This is a genomic window from Achromobacter sp. DH1f, from assembly GCF_000633435.1.
In the GTDB taxonomy this organism is placed as follows: domain Bacteria; phylum Pseudomonadota; class Gammaproteobacteria; order Burkholderiales; family Burkholderiaceae_B; genus Achromobacter; species Achromobacter deleyi.
Genome location: NZ_AYMF01000017.1, coordinates 57,224 through 74,195, shown reverse-complemented (window position 1 = coordinate 74,195; position 16,972 = coordinate 57,224). Strand labels below are relative to the sequence as shown.

Here is a 16,972-nt window from a genome sequence, read left to right as displayed (position 1 = left end):
CAGAACCCAGGCTACAGGAAGGCGTAAGCCATGCGAGTGTGAAAATTAAAAAGGTCGCATCCCAACGGCAACAAACCTTTCTGCCACGTGTGATGTCTTTCCTTATGTGACCCGGCGCACAGACCTCATTGCGTTCTGTGCAACACAGATACGTATAGGTGTCTGGATACTACGAGGCCACGTAATGAATCCACCCTGAATCCAGCCAATCGGCCAGGCACGAGCGGGCTTCGTCAGACAGGCGTGCGCAGGCGGGGTCGGCGCAGTCCAGGCTGCGCGCATCGGCCAGCTTGCACAGCGCGGCCGAGGCCGGCGTCATGGCGGTTTCGCCGTTGATGAACAACTGCTTGCCGCGGTAGAGCATGCGGCTGCGGCGGTCCAGCACCAGCTTGCCGGCCGTGGGCCAGTCTTCTTCCAGGTCCACGTCCAGGCCTTCGGGCGCGTCGAAGACGCTGAGGTTGCTGGGCTCGGTCAGCCAGCAGCCCAGAAAGCGCGAGGCCAGCGCGTCGTCAAAGCGCAGCTTCTGCACGGTTTCCAAGGTCGCTTCGACCAGCGCGTCGGGCACCTGGGCCGGCGTCGTGACGGCGGCCTGGGCGGGGTCGCGGTACACGGCCGACAGCTTGGGGCCGGGCAGTGCCGGTTCACCGTAAGGTCCGCCCAGCAGGCCGACGCGCGCCATGACCTGGTCGGCCGCGGCTTCCAGCAGGCCGCGGGCCAGCGTGGCTTGCGTGGGGGCGCGAAAACCGATGGAGATGGTCATGCAGCCGTCGCCCGCGGCGATGCCGTCGTGCGCGGCCTGGGGCGGCAGGTACAGCATGTCGCCGGGGGCGAGCACGGCCTGTGCCTCGGGTTCGAAGCGGCTCAGGATTTTGAGCGGCAGGCCGGGTTCCAGCGACAGGTCTTTCTGGCGGCCGTAGCGCCACTCGCGTTCACCGGCGGCCTGCAGCAGGAAGACGTCGTAGCTGTCGAAGTGCGGGCCCACGCCGCCGCCGTGGCTGGCGATGCTGATCATCACGTCGTCCAGGCGCGCATCGGGAATGAAGCGGAACTGCTGCATCAATTCGGCCGCGGCGTCGCTGTGCAGGTCCACGCTTTGCACCAGCAGGGTCCAGTCGCCTTCGTTGTCTTTCGGCAGGCGGGCGAAGGGGCCGCTTTCCATCTGCCATTCACCGTTCTCGCGCCAGATCAGGCGCGACTCGACATCGTCGCGGCGGGCCAGCTTCTTGATGGCCGCGATGGTGACGGGCGGCTTGAAGTCGGGAATGGCCTGGCGGATCAAGAGCGGCTTCTTCTGCCAGTAGCGGCGCATGAAGTCGTTGGGGCTCTGGTTGCCCAGCAGCGGCAGGGGATGATCGAGGTTCATTGCAGGTGCTTTTTCAGGCGATAGAGGGCGTCCAGCGCTTCGCGCGGGGTCAGGCTGTCGGGGTCGATGCCGGCGAGTTCGTCGCGCAGGGTGTCCAGGGCCTCGATGGCGTCGGCGCGGTCGGCTTCGGCGTAGGCCTGCGCGTCGGCATCGGCCGCGGCCGAGAACAGGCCCAGCTGCGGCGTGGGTGCGCCTTGCGCTTCCAGGCGTTCAAGTTCGCGGGTGGCCTGGCGGATCACGGCGGCGGGCACGCCCGCGCGCTGCGCCACCTGAATCCCGTAGCTGCGGCTGGCGGGGCCTTCGCGCACTTCGTGCAGGAACACGATGCCGCCAGCGGATTCGGCCGCGGCCAGGTGCACGTTGGCCGAGGCGGGCTGTTCGGCCGGCAGGCGCGTCAGTTCGAAGTAGTGGGTGGCGAAAAGCGTCAGGGCGCGGTTGTGCGCCAGCAGGCGGCAGGCAATCGCCCAGGCCAGCGCCAGGCCGTCGTAGGTGGACGTGCCGCGGCCGATCTCGTCCATCAGCACCAGGCTGTTGGGCGTGCTGGCCGACAGGATGGCGGCCGCTTCGGTCATTTCCATCATGAAGGTCGAGCGGCCGCCGGCCAGGTCGTCGGCGGCGCCGATGCGCGTGAAGATGCGGTCGATCTTGCCGATGCGGGCGCGGGCGGCGGGGACGAAGCTGCCGATGCGCGCCAACAGCACGATCAGCGCCACCTGCCGCATGTAGGTCGATTTACCGCCCATGTTCGGGCCGGTGATCAGCAGCATGCGGCGCGCGGGGTCCAGCCGGCAGCCGTTGGGCGTGAAGCGTTCGATCGCATGTTCCACCACGGGATGGCGGCCCGCGTCGATGTCGATGTCGGCCTGCTCGGACAGTTCGGGTGCGATCCAGTCGTGGCGGCGCGCGTGTTCGGCCAAGGCGGCCAGCGTGTCCAGTTCGGCCAGCGCACCGGCGCAGTCGGATAGCGGCCGCACGTGTTCGGCCAGCACGTCGAGCAATTGCTCGAACAGCCATTTTTCGCGCGCGAGCGAGCGGTCTTGCGCCGACAGCACCTTGTCTTCCCAGGTCTTGAGTTCCGGGGTGATGTAGCGTTCGGCGTTCTTGAGCGTCTGGCGGCGGCGGTAGTCTTCCGGCACCTTGGCCGTCTGGCCCTTGGTGACTTCGATGTAGAAGCCGTGCACGCGGTTGAATTCCACGCGCAGGTTGCTGATGCCGGTGCGTTCGCGTTCGCGCGCTTCCAGCTGCACCAGGAAGTCGCCGCCATCGGCGGCCAGGCCGCGCAGTTCATCGAGTTCGGCATCGAAGCCCGTGGCCAGCACGCCGCCATCGCGGATGGCAACCGCGGGTTCGGCGGCGATGGCGCGCACCAGCAGGGCGGCCAGCGCCGGGTCGACCGACAGGTGCGAGATCAGCTGGCCCAGGCGCGGCGAGTCGCCCATGGGCTCGACGAGGTCGCGCAGCGCCGGCAGGGCCTGCAGTGCATCGCGCAGGCTGGCCAGTTCGCGCGGACGCACCGAGCGCAGCGCCAGTCGCGCGGCGATACGCTCGATGTCGGGAAACGCGTTCAGCGCACTGCGCAGGCCTTCCAGCAGGCCGGCAGACCCGAAGGTCTGCTCGACATCCATGCGGCCGGCCAAGAGGGCCGAGATGGCTTGCTGGCGGGCGTGGGCTTGCTCGTTTTCACGCAGCGGATGGTGCAGCCAGCGGCGCAGCAACCGGCTGCCCATCGGCGTGCGGCAGCCATCCAGCAGCGAGAACAGCGTGGGCGCGTCTTCGCCGGACAGGGTCTGCGTCAATTCCAGGTTGCGGCGCGTCACCGGGTCCAGCAGCACGAACTGGCCGGGCCGTTCGGCCGACAGGCTCTGCACGTGCGCCAGCGCCTGCGATTGCGTGCGGGCCGCGTAGCGCAGCAGCGCGCCCGCCGCGCAGATGCCCGCGGGCATGTCTTCGATGTCGAAGCCGGCCAGCGTGTCGGTCTTGAAGTGCGCCAGCAGATGCGCACGCGCGCCATCGCTTTCGAAATGCCAGTCGGGTACGCGCGACCGGGCGCCTTCGAACGGGAAATCGAATTCCGCGCTGTCGGCGCAGACGATCTCGGCCGGGGCGACGCGATGCAGCTCGGACTCCAGCTGCGCCGGCGCGCATTCGGTCACGCGGAAGTCGCCGCTGGCCAGGTTCAGCCATGCCAGCCCGGCGCGCGGGGCGCGCGCGTTGCCGGACACGAACACCGCGGCCAGCGCACGATCGGCCTTGGCCGGCAGCAGCGCGTCGTCGGTCAGCGTGCCGGGCGTGACGATGCGCACGATGCGGCGCTCGACCGGACCTTTGGAGGTAGCCGGATCGCCGATCTGTTCGCAGATGGCGACGGATTCACCTGCCGCTACCAGCCGCGCCAGGTACTGCTCCATTGCGTGCACCGGCAGCCCGGCCATCGGGATGGGCGTGCCGTTGGACGAGCCCCGCTTGGTCAGCGTCAGGTTGAGCAGCCGCGCGCCGCGCTCGGCATCTTCATAGAACATTTCATAGAAGTCGCCCATGCGGTAGAACAGCAGCAACGGACCCGCCTCCGACTTGAGTCGGAGGTATTGCTGCATCATGGGGGTGTGGCCCGCGTGGGCGTCGGCGGCGGAGTGTTGTGTTGCGGAATTCATGCCCGTGATTGTATCGGGCCGGGGCGGGGGATGTGGAGGGCGCGTTGCACGAGGTTTATTGTGCGTCCATGGGCATGGGCGAGGTCTGCGCAGGGGTTAAGGGCGGTGGCGAGAAGAAATACGAATGAATAGGCACAAGGATCTTCTCTGGCAGGTGTTGCAGACCGAAGTAGATTGCCCCGATGAGAGCGATGATGCTGGCGACCTCCTTGTAGATGGCGCTGGGGGACTTCTCGATTGATGCACGGATGCGTCCAACATCCAGCTTCCCGTCGATGCTTGCGAGAATGGTCTGGACGGTGCTGACCTCTTTTTGAGGCGCACTGACAGCACCGGGCATGTCGAGATGCTTTTCGATTCGGCGCAGGGTGTCGTCGATGGCACCCATGCGCTTTTCAATGCGTGCCAAACAGTCCATACGTTCACTTTCGGCCTCAGGCATCCCTGAGCCGAGCGAGGATATGTGGCCTCCCGGGCTGGATCCGGGTGGCCTGTACGTCAGTTCATTCTGCTTCATTGCTCTATTCCGTTCTTTGCGTCAACAGAGACAGAATAAGCAAAACCGTTCGCTAGGACTGAGAAAGGACTCGTTTATAGGACGGATACGGGGAGTCCTGCGGCATGTCCCCCCAGCGTGCATTCAACTTGGGGGAATAGCAGCCTGACGGCTAATTTTTTGGAAGTGGGATCAGGCCGGGCTGGCGTGCAGTCGCAGGCCCAATGCGCGCGCGACTTTCAGAATGGTGGAAAAGTCAGGAACCCTGTCGCCAGATAGCGCTTTGTACAGGCTTTCTCGGGACAAACCAGCATCTCTCGCGACTTGTGTCATGCCCTTCGCCCGGGCGATATCGCCCAGGGCCTTGGCGATAAATGCGGCGTCGCCGTCACTCTCTTCAATGCAGGCGTCAAGGTAGAGTGCCATTTCTTCCGGTGTACGGAGGCGTTCGGCGATGTCGTATTCGCGAGTGATCAATTTCATGGTTTTCAGCTCCCTGCATTTTTGGAGCGGTCTAGCCTTGGGGGCTCGCTGTCGAGCAGGTACTACAGTAGATCGACCAACTCATACGCCAAGGAAATATCCCGTTGTTGACTGGATTTGTCTCCTCCAACCAAGAGGATGACCAGCGTTTCGTGGTTGCGTTCTGTGTAATAAACCCGATATCCCGGGCCGGCATCGACCCGCAGCTCGGAAACGCCTTTTTTCAAGTGGCGATGATCTCCTGCGTTGCCCTGAGCCAAGCGTTGGATGCGTGCCTGAATACGTGCGCGGATCGCGAGATCCTTTAGAGTCGATTCAAAATTGTCGTAGGCCGACGTAGTGCGGATGGTCTTCATGACCTCGCACCACGGTCAGTACTGAACGCGATCGAGACGACCTGTTTTGAGTGTAGCCTGTGGGATACACTCTTGCAACCAAGGGGTGTATGTCCAGATGGAATACGCATCCCTGTGAGGACTACCAAAGTCGCCCAGAAATCCTCGCTGCCAGTTTCGATCTGGGCGAGGTACAGCAACGCTGGAGCCTGTCGCTTCTGTTCTTCCTGCTTCACTACTGTTCCGTTTTCTGAATCAACGGAAGCACGGTACTCAAATCCACTCATTCAAACAGCAAAAACGCCCGCATATAGGACGAGTTCTCGTCCTACGTGGCCTTCTTCAGGAAAGCGCGTATCAAACAGGACAGGGAATGGCACTGCAAGCCATTGAGGTTCCAGCAACCCGCTCAGTCGCTAACGGCGGGTGAGGATGGATTAGGTTGGCCCGGCTGTGGATGCCAGGCGCGTGCTACGACATGTCCGCCGGGGGCGGATTCAACAGCCGATCTTGGCTTCCTGGCCGTAGCCGAACGGCCAGCGGCGGCGGGTGGGTTCGGGCTTGGTGGTTTCTTCTTGCATGGTCTTCTCCTTGTCTTGCATTCCCGAGGATTCTATTTCCCCGGATGTAACAGCATTGCAAGTGATCGTTAGCACTCTATCGGTCGAGGCGTCGGATGTGGCCACGGTGGCTCAATCGGCCGCGAACAGGGTGACCTGGCGTTCGAGCGCATAGGTGGCGCGGTAGCTGGCGGGCGTGGCGCCGCGATCGATCAGGAGCAGGCCTTCGCGTTCAGCGGCGGCCAGGACGTCGCGCAGCTTGGGGCCGCTTTCCAGGCCGGTGGCCTCTTGCAGGCGGCCCAGCGGCAGGTAGTCGCCGTTTTTCACGCCGGCCAGGCGCGGGAAGGCGCTGAGCCAGATGCTGCGTGGGGGCGGGGTGTTGATCAGACTGGTCATGGTCGGGCCTCCCGTGCGGTCTAAGTACTGTATGAATAAACAGTATATCCGATCAGTCCTATTTCGCTGGGCGGTGATGTCGCATTGGTCCGATATTGCTGCCCTTGGGGGCCGACTGCCACTCGCCTCATTCCGGTCTTGCGGCCGCAGAGACCGGCGGGTGCCCGGGGACCCCCGCGGTCAGGCCGATGCCGCGCCCGTATGCGCCAGCAGGCAGGCGACCAGCGCGTCGAACACGACTTTGCAGCGCGGGCTGGCGCGCAGGTCTTCGTGCATGGTGATCCACGTTTCCAGGGGAAAGGCAGCCTGGCGCGGCAGGACGCGCACCAGGGCTTTGTCGCGCCGGGCCAGGGCGGCCTGGCAGACGCCGATGCCGGCACCCGCGCGGATCAGCGCCAGTTGCGCCAGGTCGCTGTCGGCGCGCAGGGCGAAGGTGTCGCGGTGCCAGGGAATGGGGAAGCGTTTGCCGGCTTCGCGCAGAAAGGGCGTCAGCGCGTCGTAGCCGATCAGGGCGTGGCTGGCCAGGTCGGTGGGCTGGGTGGGGGTGCCATGGCGGCGCAGGTAGTCTTTGTGGGCGAACAGGCCGATGTCGACGGCGCCGACCGAGCGGGCGATCAGCTGTTCCTGCTTGGGCGGGGCCATGCGTACTGCGATGTCGGCTTCGCGCAGCAGCAGGTTCTGCACGCGGTTGGTGGGCGCCAGTTCAAGGGTCAGGCCGGGATGGTCGCGCCGCAGTTGCGCCAGGACCGGCGGCAGCACTTCGATGCCGATGACTTCGCTGGCCGAGATGCGAACCGTGCCGGTGATGCCTGGGCCGTGGCCGGACGCGGCGCGTTCCAGCGCGGCGGCGTTGCTTTGCATGGCTTCGGCGTAGCCGCGCAGCGACAGGGCGGCGTCGGTGGCGAGCAGGCCGGTTTGCGACCGGGTGAACAGCACCTGGCCCAGGGCGCTTTCCAGGGCGGCGATGTGGCGGCCCACCGTGGGCTGGGTGATGCCCAGGGCGCGTGCGGCGCCGGACAGCGAGCCTTCGGCCAGGACGGCCAGAAAGCTGCGGTAGAGTTCCCAGCCGATATTGTTGGTCATGCATAAATGTATAGCTGCACGGTCAGGTTCAGCAATTTATTTATTGGCGGCACGGCGCCAGAATGCTTGCCATGGGACGACAGGAGCAAGACCATGAGCATGGCAACGATGATTCAGGCGCAGCCACCGGGCACGGCGCTGGTGTTGGGCGCCACGGGCGGAGTGGGTGGTGAAACGGCGCGCCAGTTGCGCGACGCCGGTTGGGGCGTGCGCGCCCTGGCGCGAGGGCTGGCGACGGAAACGGCGCAGCAGGACGGCATGACCTGGCTGCGCGGCGACGCGATGAACCGGCAGGACGTAGCGCGGGCGGCGATGGGGTGCGACGTGATCGTGCATGCCGTGAATCCGCCGGGCTACCGCCGCTGGGGCGAGCTGGTGCTGCCGATGATCGACAACACGATCTCGGTGGCGCAAGCGCAGGGCGCCACCATCGTGCTGCCGGGCACGATCTACAACTACGGGCCGGATGCGTATCCGGTGCTGACGGAAACCTCGCCGCAGCATCCACAGACCCGCAAGGGGGCGATCCGGGTGGAGCTGGAACATCGGCTGCAAGTGGCCAGCGGCCGCGGCGTGCGCGTGATTGTGTTGCGGGCGGGCGATTTTTTCGGGCCGCGCGCCGGCAACAACTGGTTCTCGCAAGGGTTGGTGAAACCGGGGCGGCCGGTGGCCGTGGTGCAGGCGCCGGGAGCGCGCGGCGTGGGACATCAATGGAGCTATCTGCCGGACGTGGCGCGCACGTTGGTGCAGGTATTGGCGCGCCGCGACGCCTTGGCGCCGTTCGCGGCATTTCATATGGCGGGGCATTGGGATGCGGACGGCACGCAGATGTCGGCCGCGATCGTACGGGTGGCAGGGCGTCATGGCGTTCGGCCGCGAGTGCGCGCGTTTCCGTGGTGGCTGCTGCGACTGGCGGCGCCGTTCGTGCCGACACTGCGCGAGCTGATGGAAATGCGGTATCTGTGGCGCCAGCCGCTGCGCATGGACAATGCGCGGCTGGTTGAGTTGTTGGGCGCAGAACCGCTGACGCCGCTGGATGATGCCGTGGAGGCGACCTTGCGCGGATTGGGCTGCCTGCCCGAGTCGCCTGTCCAGGCCAAGGCGTTGGCCTGACCGGGCAGGCAGGCACGCCAGCAGGCAAGCAGGCAGGCAGGCAGGCAGTCAAGCAGGCAAGCAGAGACACACAGGCCATCAATCAGCCGCCAGCCAGCCTGTCGGCCCGCCCGGCTTGCCCCCGTCAGACCCGGACATGCACAATGGCGCCACGCGGCCGTTGCAGCGCCGCGGGAGCCCCCGATGTCCGACCTGCCTTTTGCCGCGCCGCTGGATGCCAGCGAGCGGGTGACGATTGCTTTTGGCCCCCATCGCGCCGAGTTCGCGCCGGGTGGCGGCGGGCGCCTGACGCGCCTGTCGAGCGACGCGCACGACTGGATCGTGCCGTTGACCGAATCCGAATGGTCGCCCGCGAAGTGGCCGCGCGCGGGGTCCTATCCGCTGGCGCCGTATTCCAACCGGGTGCACGATGGCGTGTTCACCTTCAACGGTGCGCGGCATACTTTGCAGTCGTTGCCGGGACGGCCACAAGCCATTCACGGCAGCGCCTTGTACCAGGCCTGGCAGGTACGCCACCTGGCCGACGATGCGGTGGATCTGGTGCTGGATCAGCCCGCGGGCGTGCTGGGCTGGCCGTGGGCATTTGAATGCGTGCAGCGTTATCGGCTGGATTCGCGCGGCCTGTCGCTGACGCTGTTGATGATCAACAAAGGCGATTCGCCCATGCCGTTCGGCTGCGGCATTCATCCGTATTTCACGGCCGAGCGGGTGGCGCTGCATGCGCGCCGCCACTGGCCGGCGGATGCCGATGGCCTGCCCACCGGCAGCCAGACCACCCATGTGCGCGAGCTGGGCTGGTCGGCCGCGGGCTGCGATACCTATCTGTCGCAATGGGGCGGGCGCGCCACGCTGCATTGGTCGGATGGACACGAACTGGCGCTGCACGCCGATCCGGCCTTCGCGCATCTGGTGGTGTACACCGCGCCGGGCTCGTCGTTCCTGTGCGTCGAACCTGTGACCAACGTGGCCGACGCCTTCAATCTGGCGGCGGCGGGCGATACCCGCACAGGCCTGCAAGTGCTGGAGCCGGGCGCGCGTTTCAGCGCCACGCTGCTGCTTGCGCTGCAACCGCCCCGTTGAATCTGCCGGCCGGTGTGAATGTCCGCTGGCAAGCGCCCGCTGCTACGGCGATAATCCGGCAAAACCAGTCCAGGAGTCGTTACGTGAAAAAGCTCAGCACCGAACAATTGCAGGCCGCGGCCGAGACGCTGCGCCGGGTCCAGGCCAAGCTGGCCCGCTCGGGCAACCTGCCGCTTGAGCCGACGATCTACGCCAGCGCCAAGGGCTTTCGGCGCAATGTGCCGGAATACGTGTGGTTGTGGCTGTCCGGCCTGCTGGCGCCGCACAAGAGCCTGTCCGCCTGGATGGATGCGCATCAGCCGGGCTGGCGCGAAGGCAAGACCCCGTCCGCGGTGGTGTATGCGCGCACCGAGAATGGCTGGTTCGATTGGCTGATCGCTCAATTGGATGCCGAGATCAGCGACCCCCATGCCCGCGCCAGGCGCGATGGCCAGGCCTGACCCGGCGCGGTCTGCGCCCTGGCCGAACAGGGCGGGTGGTTGATCCGGACCAACGGCCCGGACCAACGGCCCCGTGCCGTCAACCACGTCGCCGCATCCCGCCTATTTCACGACGATGGCGCGGCCTTCCACGAATTGGGCGGTGACGTCGCTGCTGCTGGCGTGGCGGCTGTGCTTGTCGTAGGTCGTGGTGGTGTCGGTGCCTGTGACGCGTGCGCCGTTGCCGGTCAGCAGGACGCCGTTGGCCCCCAGGCTGGCGGCCTGTTTCTTCAATTCCTCGATGGCGTATTCCATCGATTCCTGCGCGCTGATGCCGGCCGAGCTTTCGGCCTTGACCAGGCCCACGACTTCATAAGGCGCATGCGGCGGGTCGGAATACAGCCGTACCGACGACGCCAGCGACGGCGCGTAGCGGTTGCCGGTGGGGATGGCGGTGCCGTCGGCGCAGCCTGCGCAGAGGGCCGCCAGGGACATGAGCACGGCGGCTCGGGCGGTTTTCATGGAGCGATCTCCGAAGGGAGTCCACGGCCGTCGGGCGGCCGGACATTCGGCATTCTGATGCCGGCGGCCAGCCTTTTTTAACGGGATTTGATCAAGCTCTGTGAAGAAGCTTGCAGCGGCGTCAACGGGATGTAACTACGCCGCCGACGGGCGAGGCAACGCCTGCCCTGCGGGTCAGGTCCGGGACCGCAGGCTGCGGGCGCGTACCCGCTGCAGCAGCAGGAACAGCCCTTCCAGCACGGCGGCCACCAGCAGGGCGGCCAGCACCGACCCCAACACCAGCGAATCCCACATGCGCGGCGGGCCGACCCGGAACTGGATGGTGTCGAACACCAGCCCGGCGGTGACCCCGGCGACGGCGGCCGCTTTCCACCCTTGCAGGGGGACCAGCCGCAGCATCAGCAGGGCGAACGCCACCATGCCCCAGAGCATGGGTTCCGCAGCTTGGCCGAATAGGTGACAGATCAGAGCAAACTCCTGAAAACGCGGCGACATGCCGAAAGCCTGCCGCGCGCAGTCGAGTTTGTACCTCTTTCTTTACGGCAATGCGAGACAGCCGTCCTATTTTTTTCAGGGCCCGCCCGCTTCGTTTCTGAAACGGGCGGGTGGGTGTCAGAAGCCTTCCAGCACCACCTTGCCCTGGGCCTTGCCGCTTTCGATGAAGGCGTGTGCGCGGCGCAGGTTTTCGGCGTTGATCTTGCCGTAGTGCTCGCCCAGCGTGGTGCGCAGGGTGCCGTTGTCGATCAGCCGTGCGGCCTGGTTCAGCAGTTCGTGCTGGGCGATCAGGTCGGGCGTGCCGTGCAGCGGGCGCGCGAACATGAATTCCCAGTGCAGCGAGGCCGACTTGCCCTTGAGCAGGCGCACGTCGATGGCCGCCGGGTCATCGATCAGGGCGATCTTGCCTTGCGGGGCGACGGCCTCGGCCATCTGCGCGAAGTGCTTGTCGGTCTGGTTCAGGCCGGCAATGAAGCTCACTTGCGGATAGCCGATGCGCTTGAGTTCTTCGGTCAGCGGCTTGCTGTGGTCGATGACATGGTGGGCGCCCAGCTCGCGCACCCACGCCTGGGTTTCGGGCCGCGACGCGGTGCCGATGACGGTCAGGCCGGTCAGTTGGCGGGCCAGCTGGACCAGGATGGAACCCACGCCGCCCGCCGCGCCGATGACCAGCAAGGTGCCCTGGCTGGGGGCGGCGTTGTCCAGCACGCGCAGGCGGTCGAACAGCAATTCCCAGGCGGTGATGGTGGTCAGGGGCAGGGCGGCGGCCTGGGCGAAGTCCAGGCTTTGCGGCATGCGGCCGACGATGCGCTCGTCCACCACGTGCAGCTCGCTGTTGGCGCCGGGGCGCGTCAGGGCGCCGGCATACCAGACGCGGTCGCCGGGCTTGAACAGGCTGGTCTTGGCGCCGACGGCGCGCACGATGCCGGCGGCGTCCCAGCCGATGATTTCGGGCTGGCCGTCCTTGGGCTTGCGGTTGGCGCGGGTCTTCACGTCCACCGGGTTGACGGATATGGCCTTGACCTCGACCAGCAGGTCGTGGTCGCCGGGCACGGGATCGGCGGCGGTGATGTCCTGCAGCGATTGGGGATCGGTGGCGGGCAGGTTCTGGAAGTAGGCGATGGCTTTCATGGGGGCTCGATGAGTCAGGGTTCGAAAAAGGGGGATCAGGCGATGGTGCGGACCACGCCGCCATCGACGCGCAGCGCGGCGCCGTTGGTGGCCGATGCCTGTTTCGAGCAGGCGTACACGACCATGTTGGCGGCTTCTTGCACGGTGGCCAGGCGGCGCAGCAGCGAGCTTGGGCGGTGCTGGGCGATGAAGTCGCGTTCCATCTGGTCTTGCGACACGCCCTGTTCCTTGGCCATTTCGGCGAAGAAGTCGGCCACGCCTTCCGAGCGCGTGGGGCCGGGCAGCACCGCGTTGACGGTGACGCCAGTGCCGGCGGTCAGTTCCGCCAGGCCGCGCGACACGGCCAGCAGCGCGGTCTTGCTGACGCCGTAGTGGATCATTTCGGTGGGAATGTGCAGCGCCGATTCGCTGGAAATGAAGACAATGCGGCCCCAGTTGGCGGCCAGCATGCGCGGCAGGTAGTAGCGAGACAGGCGCACGCCGCTCATGACGTTGGTGTCCAGCATGGTCTGCCAGTCGTCGTCGGTGATTTCCGTGAACGACTTGGGTTCGAAGAAGCCGGCGTTGTTGACCAGGATGTCGATGTCGGGATGCGCGGCGCAGATCGAGGCGGCGCCGTCGGCGGTGGCGATGTCGGCCTGCACGGTGCTGATCTGCGCGGCGGGATAATGGCGCGCGATGGCGTCGGCGGCCTGCTTGAGCTTGTCGGCGTTGCGGCCATGCAGCACGACTTGCGCACCGGCCTCGGCCAGGCCCTCGGCGATGGCCAGGCCGATGCCGCCGGACGATCCGGTGACCAGAGCCTTCTTGCCGTTCAGTTCGATCTTCATGGGGGACTCCATTGCAGGTTCGGGGGTGTGGCCATGATTACCTGTCCGCGGGCAATGAAAAACCGGCTAGCATCGGACTCAGTTTCAATAATTTTTTGAAAATGAGCCCATCATGCTTCGGTTTGAAGACCTGCGGATCTTTGTCGCGGCGGCGGATCACGGCAGTTTTTCGGCGGCGGCGCGCGAGCTGGACCTGACGCCCGCGGTCGCCAGCGCGGCCCTCAAGCGGCTGGAACTGACGCTGGAAACACGGTTGTTCGTGCGGTCCACGCGCAGCCTGCGCCTGACCAGCGACGGCGAGCGCTACCTGGAATATGCCCGCGCCGCGCTGTCGACCTTGCAAGCAGGCCAGAATGCGCTGGCACGCGACAAGACCGCGATTTCCGGCACCTTGTCGGTGTCGATTCCGTCGGACCTGGGCCGCAATGTGCTGCTGCCCTGGCTGGACGAATTCCAGCTGCGCCATCCGCGCGTGAGCTTCCAGGTGCGCATCAGCGACCGGTTGGCCGACCTGTACCGGCAGCCGGTCGATATTGCCCTGCGCTACGGCACGCCCAACGATTCCAGCCTGGTGGCGCTGCCGCTGGGCGAGCACAACCGCCGCGTGGTGTGCGCATCGCCCGCGTATTTCGCGCGCCATGGCATGCCGCAGGCGCCGGCCGACCTGCGCCGCCACAACTGCCTGTGCTTCGTGCTGGGCGAATCGCTGCACGACCGCTGGACGTTCGAGCGCGGCGGCGCCAGCCAGGTGGTGCCGGTCAAGGGTGACCGCGTCGGCGACGACGGTGACCTGGTGCGGCGCTGGGCGTTGGCCGGACACGGCGTGGCCTACAAGTCGCGCTACGACGTGCTGGGTGACCTGCGCGCCGGCCGACTGGTCGAAGCGCTGCCCGACTATGCCAGCTAGCCCTCGCCGCTGTACCTCCTGTGCGTGCACCGCATGCTGCTGTCGCCGACGGTCAAGCGCCTGCGCGAGTTTCTGCAGGCGCGCTTGCGCGACTTTGAAGCGGGCTGAGCTGGGCCGCGACCGAGGCCGCGAACGTCGGAACTCGTAACACCACTCTAGCGCCCAGCGGGTATCCTGGGTGTTCGAATGGATTGCCGGTCGTAAGCGCCGGAACCCCGCGCGCTGCCGACGATTCGCGACTCACCCTTCTACAACGGAGACGAGCTATGTCGAACCATGTCTACAAGCAGATCGAATTGGTGGGGTCTTCCACCAAGTCCACCGACGACGCCATCACCCAGGCCATCGCCCGCGCATCCGAAACCCTGCGCAACCTGGATTGGTTCGAGGTCACCGAGGTGCGCGGCCACATCAAGGACGGCAAGGTGGCGCACTGGCAGGTCGGGTTGAAGATCGGCATGCGCCTGGAAGGCAACGAAGGCTGACGATCGCGCCGCGGGCGGGACGCTGTATCGCGGGACGTGTCCGCGTGGATGCCCGGAAGGCGGTCGGGCTTGTCGGGCGTCTGCTCATTTTGTGAGCACTCATTCCAAGTGATTGTCGGATAAGGCGTTTTTCAGCTTGTCATGCGGCTGTTCAGAGGTTTGTCCACATTCCATGGGGACAAGCTTGGGCCGCCATGGGCTGCCGTCGGGATGCCGGTCCGCGGATGCGGACTTGGCCCCGGCCTGAGCGTTTATTGCCCGCCTCTCGCAAGGTCTTGCTGGCAAAGGAATTTTTTCGTCTGCCCGCAGGCTGTCCTCAGCCTTATCCACATTTCCCGGGGACAACATGGTGCCATCCCCTGCCCATTTGGGCCTTTCTTGACCACCCCTTGCAGGTCATTGATGCGCAAGGGAAATATGTACCTGCCCTCAGTCTGTCCTCATGCTTGTCCACAGAATGCTGGGACAAATGCACAACCGTGGCATGAGGCGGCGCGGCAACGTCTGAAGAGGCCGTATTCATCCCCATGGCGGTGGATAAGTGGCCCAAAAATCAGCCAAATGGACGATTGCGCAATGTTTGATCGGCTGTCGCAAGTGCTTGGCCCCACACGATTTTTCGAGACTGCCCCACACCTGTCCTCAAGCTTCTCCACAGTTCAGGGGGATAAGCCGCGCGCATAAAAAAGCCCCCCGACGTATCGGGGGGCTTGATCGCCCGGAGGTAAGCGGGCGATCGGTGCCGGGCGGGGAGGCGCCCCGGACCCGGCCACGGCGGCGATCAGGCGTTGAACTTCTTGATCCAGTCGACGTAGCGGTCGATCCAGCCTTGCAGGAACTTGCGCGTGCCTTCGTTGGTAATGTTGTACTGGTCGTCGACCAGGCCATCGGTGTACTGCAGGAAGACTTCCGGCGTGGTCAGGGCCGCGGCGCCTTCGGCAGCCAGGATGTTGCGCAGGTGCTGCTGCATGAGCGCGGTGCCGGCGGCGCTGGGCGAGGTGCCCACGATGCCCACGGCCTTGCCGGTCCAGGAATTCTGGCCCCAAGGACGCGAGCCCCAGTCGATCGCGTTCTTGACGGCGGCGGGCAACGAGCGGTTGTGCTCGGGCGACACGAACAGGATGCCCTGGGCGTCCTGGATCTGCTGCTTGAGCTTGGCGGCGGGCGCGGGCAGGTTGTTCTCGTTGTCCTGGTTGTACAGCGGCACATCGCCCAGGCTGACGTAGTCGAACTTGAAGTCCGCGGGTACCAGTTTTTCCAGCGCACGGGCCAGGCGCAGGTTGATCGACGCGGCGCGCAGGCTGCCGACGAAGACAGCGATCTTGTAGGTGCTCATGGGGCGGATGCTCCAGGGGACTAGGGAAAGGCCAGTGTAGACCTGTCCTCATGACGGCTCAATGCCATTGGGCCAATAAGGTTATGGCGCGGCTTGATGTGGGTCAGGCCTTGCCGCCCTGCCTACCCGGCCATCAGGCTGACGTGGGCCGACACCACGCGCCAGCCCGCTGGCGTGCGCATCCAGGTCTGGCTCTGGCGGCCGATGCGGTCGCTGCCGTCGCGCTGGAATTCGAGGTTGGCAGTGGCGAAATCGCGGCCATAGGTGGTGATCGCCGTGCGCAGTACGCGGCGCGCCAACCCTTGCGGCGAACGGCCGGCGCGAAAGGCGCGGATGGCGTCGTAGCCGTACAGGTTTTCGCCGGCGCCATAGCGCAGGGTATGGGGGCTGTTCCAGAACAGCTCGTCCAGCACGTCGACTTGGTTGTTGACCAGGGCGGTTTCATAGCGGGCGAAAGCGGCGGTGACCTCGGCGACGACGTCGGGCAGATTGATGTCCATCGAATTCCTGGTTGATCATGCACCGTTATGGTGCGTTATTTAGGGTAATCACCAATATGGTGTCTGCTGCGGTGCGCAATTTCTGCGGCGGTGGTCAATATCGCTCTTGCTGCGGGGCAGATGCTGCGCTGCAAGGCTGGCATGCGGCTTGCTAGGGTAAACACTGCATAACACGCTGTACGCTGCCCCAGGAGTTCCGCCATGTCCAGTTCCGCAGTTTCCGCCCCGGTCACCATGCTGGTCACTCGTCACATCACGCCCGAACGCTACGGCGATTTCCTGTCCTGGATGCGCCAGGGCGAAATCCTCGCCGCCGGTTTTCCCGGCTTTCTCGGGTCGGGCGTACTGCAACCGCCCGAAGGCGGCGACCAGTACCAGATCGTGCTGCGTTTCAACGACGAGGCCAGCCTGACGCGCTGGGAAAAATCGCTGCCGCGCCGCATGTGGCTGGAACGCGGCGCCAACCTGGTTCGCGCCAGCCATGCGCGCCGCGTCAGCGGCATGGACGCCTGGTTCGGCACGCAAAGCAGCAGCACGCCGCCGCGCTGGAAGCAGGCGGTCAGCATCTGGCTGGCGTATTTTCCGGTGCTGCTGGCGTTCTCGTTGCTGGTCAGCGAACACCTCACGGTGCTGCCGGTGTTCTGGCGTGCGCTGATCACCAGCGTCGCCCTGACGCCGGTAATGGTGTACGTGTGCATTCCGTTCGTCACGCGCCGGCTGGACCGCTGGTTGCGGCCGCGCTGAACGACATGCTGCCGCGGGCGGCGGGCGCAGGCCCGCTCGCTGC

18 protein-coding genes and 1 pseudogene are annotated in these 16,972 nt (G+C 65.7%); 6 read left to right on the top strand and 13 right to left on the bottom strand.

The window, feature by feature from the left end:
• Positions 1-169: 169 nt before the first annotated feature.
• The 7 genes from U858_RS0115350 to U858_RS0115315 form a co-directional block, all read right to left on the bottom strand.
• Complete coding sequence (locus U858_RS0115350) at positions 170-1,363, bottom strand: cupin domain-containing protein (RefSeq protein ID WP_025138033.1); 1,194 nt, start codon at positions 1,361-1,363, stop codon at positions 170-172.
• Complete coding sequence (gene mutS / locus U858_RS0115345) at positions 1,360-4,014, bottom strand: DNA mismatch repair protein MutS (RefSeq protein WP_025138032.1); 2,655 nt, start codon at positions 4,012-4,014, stop codon at positions 1,360-1,362. Before mutS ends, U858_RS0115350 begins: the two co-directional genes overlap by 4 nt.
• Before the next feature lie 55 nt (positions 4,015-4,069).
• Positions 4,070-4,531 carry a hypothetical protein gene (locus tag U858_RS0115340; RefSeq protein WP_157838808.1) on the bottom strand — a complete coding sequence of 154 codons (462 nt, stop codon included), beginning with the start codon at positions 4,529-4,531 and terminating at the stop codon, positions 4,070-4,072.
• 171 nt (positions 4,532-4,702) lie between these two features.
• Positions 4,703-4,993 (bottom strand): addiction module antidote protein, encoded by a 291-nt coding sequence (locus U858_RS0115335; RefSeq protein WP_029953911.1) that lies wholly within the window; start codon positions 4,991-4,993, stop codon positions 4,703-4,705.
• A 62-nt stretch (positions 4,994-5,055) separates the two neighbouring features.
• Positions 5,056-5,349 carry a type II toxin-antitoxin system RelE/ParE family toxin gene (locus U858_RS34815; RefSeq protein ID WP_025138029.1) on the bottom strand — a complete coding sequence of 98 codons (294 nt, stop codon included), beginning with the start codon at positions 5,347-5,349 and terminating at the stop codon, positions 5,056-5,058.
• 671 nt (positions 5,350-6,020) lie between these two features.
• Complete coding sequence (locus tag U858_RS0115320) at positions 6,021-6,284, bottom strand: hypothetical protein (RefSeq protein ID WP_025138028.1); 264 nt, start codon at positions 6,282-6,284, stop codon at positions 6,021-6,023.
• A 180-nt stretch (positions 6,285-6,464) separates the two neighbouring features.
• Complete coding sequence (locus tag U858_RS0115315; protein WP_025138027.1) at positions 6,465-7,367, bottom strand: LysR family transcriptional regulator; 903 nt, start codon at positions 7,365-7,367, stop codon at positions 6,465-6,467.
• Between the two features lie 93 nt (positions 7,368-7,460).
• Here U858_RS0115315 and U858_RS0115310 point away from each other — a divergent pair, with 93 nt between their 5' ends.
• From U858_RS0115310 to U858_RS0115300, 3 genes are all read left to right on the top strand, one after another.
• The gene (locus tag U858_RS0115310) at positions 7,461-8,480 is read left to right on the top strand and encodes an NAD-dependent epimerase/dehydratase family protein (protein ID WP_025138026.1); all 1,020 of its coding nucleotides are present in this window, start codon (positions 7,461-7,463) and stop codon (positions 8,478-8,480) included.
• 183 nt (positions 8,481-8,663) lie between these two features.
• Positions 8,664-9,560 (top strand): aldose epimerase, encoded by an 897-nt coding sequence (locus U858_RS0115305; RefSeq protein WP_025138025.1) that lies wholly within the window; start codon positions 8,664-8,666, stop codon positions 9,558-9,560.
• A gap of 83 nt (positions 9,561-9,643) precedes the next feature.
• On the top strand, positions 9,644-10,000 hold the full coding sequence (locus U858_RS0115300) for a hypothetical protein (protein WP_025138024.1): 357 nt from the start codon (positions 9,644-9,646) through the stop codon (positions 9,998-10,000).
• Between the two features lie 102 nt (positions 10,001-10,102).
• On the opposite strand, the gene U858_RS0115295 is transcribed toward U858_RS0115300, so the two are convergent.
• The 4 genes from U858_RS0115295 to U858_RS0115280 all read right to left on the bottom strand — a co-directional run bounded on the left by U858_RS0115295 (position 10,103) and on the right by U858_RS0115280 (position 12,957).
• Positions 10,103-10,501, bottom strand: coding sequence for a hypothetical protein (locus U858_RS0115295; RefSeq protein ID WP_157838807.1), 399 nt, complete (start codon positions 10,499-10,501; stop codon positions 10,103-10,105).
• 174 nt (positions 10,502-10,675) lie between these two features.
• Positions 10,676-10,933, bottom strand: a complete 258-nt coding sequence (locus U858_RS0115290) for a hypothetical protein (RefSeq protein ID WP_029953908.1) — start codon at positions 10,931-10,933, stop codon at positions 10,676-10,678.
• Positions 10,934-11,113: 180 nt separating this feature from the next.
• Complete coding sequence (locus U858_RS0115285; protein WP_025138021.1) at positions 11,114-12,127, bottom strand: zinc-binding alcohol dehydrogenase family protein; 1,014 nt, start codon at positions 12,125-12,127, stop codon at positions 11,114-11,116.
• Positions 12,128-12,162: 35 nt separating this feature from the next.
• The gene (locus U858_RS0115280) at positions 12,163-12,957 is read right to left on the bottom strand and encodes an SDR family NAD(P)-dependent oxidoreductase (RefSeq protein ID WP_025138020.1); all 795 of its coding nucleotides are present in this window, start codon (positions 12,955-12,957) and stop codon (positions 12,163-12,165) included.
• 112 nt (positions 12,958-13,069) lie between these two features.
• Here U858_RS0115280 and U858_RS33730 point away from each other — a divergent pair.
• Both U858_RS33730 and U858_RS0115270 read left to right on the top strand, forming a co-directional pair.
• Positions 13,070-13,972 (top strand): annotated as a pseudogene (locus U858_RS33730) (LysR family transcriptional regulator).
• 158 nt (positions 13,973-14,130) lie between these two features.
• On the top strand, positions 14,131-14,349 hold the full coding sequence (locus U858_RS0115270; RefSeq protein ID WP_025138019.1) for a dodecin: 219 nt from the start codon (positions 14,131-14,133) through the stop codon (positions 14,347-14,349).
• A 781-nt stretch (positions 14,350-15,130) separates the two neighbouring features.
• Here the strand turns inward: U858_RS0115270 and U858_RS0115265 are convergent.
• Positions 15,131-15,685, bottom strand: a complete 555-nt coding sequence (locus U858_RS0115265) for an NADPH-dependent FMN reductase (protein ID WP_025138018.1) — start codon at positions 15,683-15,685, stop codon at positions 15,131-15,133.
• Positions 15,686-15,807: 122 nt separating this feature from the next.
• On the bottom strand, positions 15,808-16,185 hold the full coding sequence (gene hpxZ, locus U858_RS0115260; protein WP_025138017.1) for an oxalurate catabolism protein HpxZ: 378 nt from the start codon (positions 16,183-16,185) through the stop codon (positions 15,808-15,810).
• 201 nt (positions 16,186-16,386) lie between these two features.
• On the opposite strand from hpxZ, the gene U858_RS0115255 reads away from it, so the two are divergent.
• Positions 16,387-16,929 (top strand): antibiotic biosynthesis monooxygenase, encoded by a 543-nt coding sequence (locus U858_RS0115255; protein WP_025138016.1) that lies wholly within the window; start codon positions 16,387-16,389, stop codon positions 16,927-16,929.
• Positions 16,930-16,972: the final 43 nt, after the last annotated feature.